Origin of the sequence: Nonomuraea sp. NPDC050786 (genome assembly GCF_040654115.1) — a bacterium.
In the GTDB taxonomy this organism is placed as follows: Bacteria; Actinomycetota; Actinomycetes; order Streptosporangiales; family Streptosporangiaceae; genus Nonomuraea.
In genome coordinates this window covers 255,846-259,224 of sequence record NZ_JBFAHJ010000012.1, presented here as the reverse complement: position 1 = coordinate 259,224, position 3,379 = coordinate 255,846, and the positions used below count along the sequence as shown (strand labels likewise).

Annotated in this window: 2 protein-coding genes and 1 pseudogene; all 3 read right to left on the bottom strand. The window is 67.5% G+C overall.

Annotated elements, in window-relative coordinates; genetic code table 11:
- Positions 1-346: 346 nt before the first annotated feature.
- Positions 347-844, bottom strand: coding sequence for a DUF402 domain-containing protein (locus AB0H84_RS23625; RefSeq protein WP_357607828.1), 498 nt, complete (start codon positions 842-844; stop codon positions 347-349).
- A gap of 673 nt (positions 845-1,517) precedes the next feature.
- Positions 1,518-2,515 (bottom strand): annotated as a pseudogene (locus AB0H84_RS23620) (IS5 family transposase).
- Between the two features lie 79 nt (positions 2,516-2,594).
- The gene (locus tag AB0H84_RS23615; RefSeq protein ID WP_357607825.1) at positions 2,595-3,119 is read right to left on the bottom strand and encodes an NUDIX domain-containing protein; all 525 of its coding nucleotides are present in this window, start codon (positions 3,117-3,119) and stop codon (positions 2,595-2,597) included.
- Positions 3,120-3,379: the final 260 nt, after the last annotated feature.

Here is a 3,379-nt window from a genome sequence, read left to right as displayed (position 1 = left end):
CCGGAAAACACCGTACGCACAAGATCGTCCACACCGAGCACAACTTAGCGTGACGTTACGGCACCTTCGGTCACCACCGAATGTGCGACAGAGCCGTTAACTGGACACACCCGACGGCGGGCCCTGATGCGCAGCTCGCTCAGCAGCGCCTCGGTGACGTCGGCTTGTTCGCGCAGGTGGGGGTAGCAGTAGATGGCCTGCCAGTGCGGCAGGTCGGGGGGCAGATAGCGTCAGCGGCGGTTCGGCCGCCCTGGCGGGATTTGTCCCAGCGGTCACGCCGCCCCACTGAACATGAATGATCTTGTCGAGTGGGCTCTGATAGCTGACTTTGATTTGGGTGATCTGTTCAAGTGCTCGTTGGTAGCCACTGGAGATGTGCGCCGTCGAATGGTTGCTTTCTGTGTCCTACCGCTTTTAGTAGCCACTGGGCAGTGGCTTCTGCTTGGGCGATCAGTTCGGCTGGATAGCCCAGAAGGACCTGATGCTCGGCGAACTCGTCTTCGTCGTCGAGGATGAGGCGGCCGTCCCGCATTCTGATCACGTCGAGGTCGAGGTCGAGCATCGTCACCTCGCCGTCCCTCCACTCCGGGACGGTGGTGACGTCAACGTAGATCTCACACCGGTTCGGTGGGGAGTTGAAGGACGCAGTCCACCAGGCGTTTCGGGGGAAGAGCATGATTGCGGCGGTCTTCCATGTGATCGGTGGGGTGTCGCCTTTGCGGGCGACTGTCCCGCTGGGCACATCTACCCAGACTCCATGCTCGTCCTCGCCCAGCAGTCGGCCGGGGTGGTGCCAGTGCAATGCTCCGCCGTACTTCCGGTACACGATCCGCACGTTGCTCACATGCGGCAACTTATCCGCGTTGGGCGGCGGTCGCACCGAACGGTGTCCAGTGCGGCAGTCGGAGTTCGTGGTCCGGTCATCGGTGGGGAAGGGGACGGGTCAGGGTGCCGCTGGTCGTGGTATGGAGCCTGGCCGGTAGAGGTTCTGCAGCCGGGTGGCGGCGTCGTGCTCGACTGGCGGGCCCGGTCGCGGTCCGTGTAGCCAGAGACGGTGAGGCAGCAGCCGTGAAGTCTCATCGAGTCGTCGGTCGTCGGTCGTCGGTCGTCGGTCGTCGGTCGTCGGCGTCGGTCGCTGGCCGCTTGTCGCCGGTCGCTTGCTGCTGGTCGCGAGCCGGGGGCGCGGGGTCGGGAGCCGCCGGTCGCCGGTCGCGGGGCGCCGGTCTCCGATTAACGGTCGCTGGTGGCTGGTCGCCGGTTACCGGTCGCTGGTGACTGGTGGCTGGTCGCCGGTTGGCGGTTACCGGTCGCTGGTTGCCGATCGCGAGGCGCGGGCCGGTGGGCGCGGGGTCTGGAGTCGCCGGTCGCCTATGGGCGGTGGGTGGTGTTCCGTCGGTCGTGCCGAGGTCAAATGCCTGGCAGAGCTCCTCACCGGCATCTGGCAGCGCCTCAAACGCCATCCGCCCCCGGCAGATCTGGCGGGTGACGACGCACCAAGGGCCTGGTTGGAGTCGTGATCACGTGTCGGAGTCGAGGCTGCGCATCCAGATGATGGATCTGCGCAGTTGAAGCCCCGCCATGTAGCTCTCGGGCGTCTTGTCGTAGCGGGTTACCAAGCCGCGCCAGGCCCGGATCTTGTTGATGCAGCGCTCTACCCTGTTGCGGTCCTTGTACTGGTCGGCGTCGTGTGAGACCGGTCGTCCGCCAGCGCTGCCGCGCTTCTTACGGTTCGCGGCCTGGTCAGCCTTCTCCGGGATCACCGCCTTGATCCCGCGTCTGCGCAGGTAGGCACGGTTGGCCCGCGACGAGTACGCCTTGTCGGCGGCCACCGCGTCGGGCCTGGTCCGCGGACGCCCGACGGGCCTGCGCACCTTGATCTCCTGAAGGACGGCGATGAATCGTGGGCTGTCGGCGGCCTGCCCGGGAGTGAGCACGAAGGCCAAGGGGCGACAGCGCCGGTCCGCCGCAAGATGGACCTTGCTGGTCAGCCCGCCGCGAGATCGGCCGAGCGCTGCTGCCTTGAGTCGGGTTCGGCGGCGGCGACGTATTTTCCGGCGTTCGGTCCACTCCGTGTCCGGCCGCTCTGATGCCGTGGTCACTGGGGTGGTTTGCCCGGTTTCTGGTGCCCCTTTTCCTCCGCGGCGGCCTCTTCCGGCGCCGCCATCACCTCGGGGTCGACCACCATGCCTGCCGCGTCGTGGTGCGCGCGAGCCACCGTGGAATCCACGCTGACAAGCGACATGTCGGCCTGACCGCGCCGGGCGGCCCCCGCGATCATCGCCTCCAGCAGCGCGGCAAACACGCCGGCATCACGCCACTGGGTGAAGCAGTCGTAGACCGTCTGCCAGGCACCGAACTCCGCGGGCATCTCCCGCCACTGGCCACCGCTGCGGAACCGCCAGATCACACCCTCGAACTGCTCACGAAGCCGATGCGGGTAGGGGCCATATCGGCCGACCGGCAAGAACGGCTTGATCAACTCCCACTCGTCATCGCTCAGTTCGCGTCGCGTCACAGCAGCGTGCTACCGGCGTCCGCACCGGCCGCGGCCCGCAATCCGCAAGACGACAGCACAGAACCAGGCGCGGCCACACTCACCAGGCAGAGGAACCCGATCTCAGAAACTTCACGTACTGTCGGATGCGCAGCACGTCATCGGGGAAGCAGCTGTCCCAGCCCTGGTCCAGCCGCATCCAGGCCGCGGGCTGCCCGTCCTCCGCGATAAGCGGCCGTTCCGGGTCGCCGATCGCGGCATAGGAGAGGGACAGCGTCTTCGGCAAACCCGGGGCGAACGACCGCACCGCCACCGCGGCGGGCCGCTCCAACAACCGTGGCCGCAGCCCAGTCTCCTCGGCCAGTTCCCGGGCCGCGCCATCACGCGGACACTCTCCGGGCTCGACCTTGCCACCGGGCGGGACCAGCCCGCGCCACGGGTGCCTGACCAGCACGATCTGCTCCAGGGTTGTATCCAGGACCCACACCTCGGCGCCCAACGGCTCCACGGCGCCAACCAGCGCAGAGCGCAACCAGGCCCTGGCCCGGTCGAACTCCAGCGTCGCGCTCCCGGCGTCAGCGACGGCAGCATCGAGCGGACGCTGCTCAAACACGCTTCGGATCATTGCGACAGGCTATAGACCGCCACCGACAACACCGGGCTGCAGCGGTGGGCCGCAGCAATGGCCGTCGCCGCGGCGGCCGCGCACACCGCCACGCCACATCGAACAATCTCCGACACCCCGATCACAACTCCAGACAGGCCCAAGTCCCCGTGCGCTGGCTGCACCGACGGACCGCTTGATCCGCCGGTGGCCGGATCAGGAGGTGTGAAGACGGAGGGCTTTCGAGAGGGCGGTCAGGCGTTGGGGGGAGGCCAGGCTCG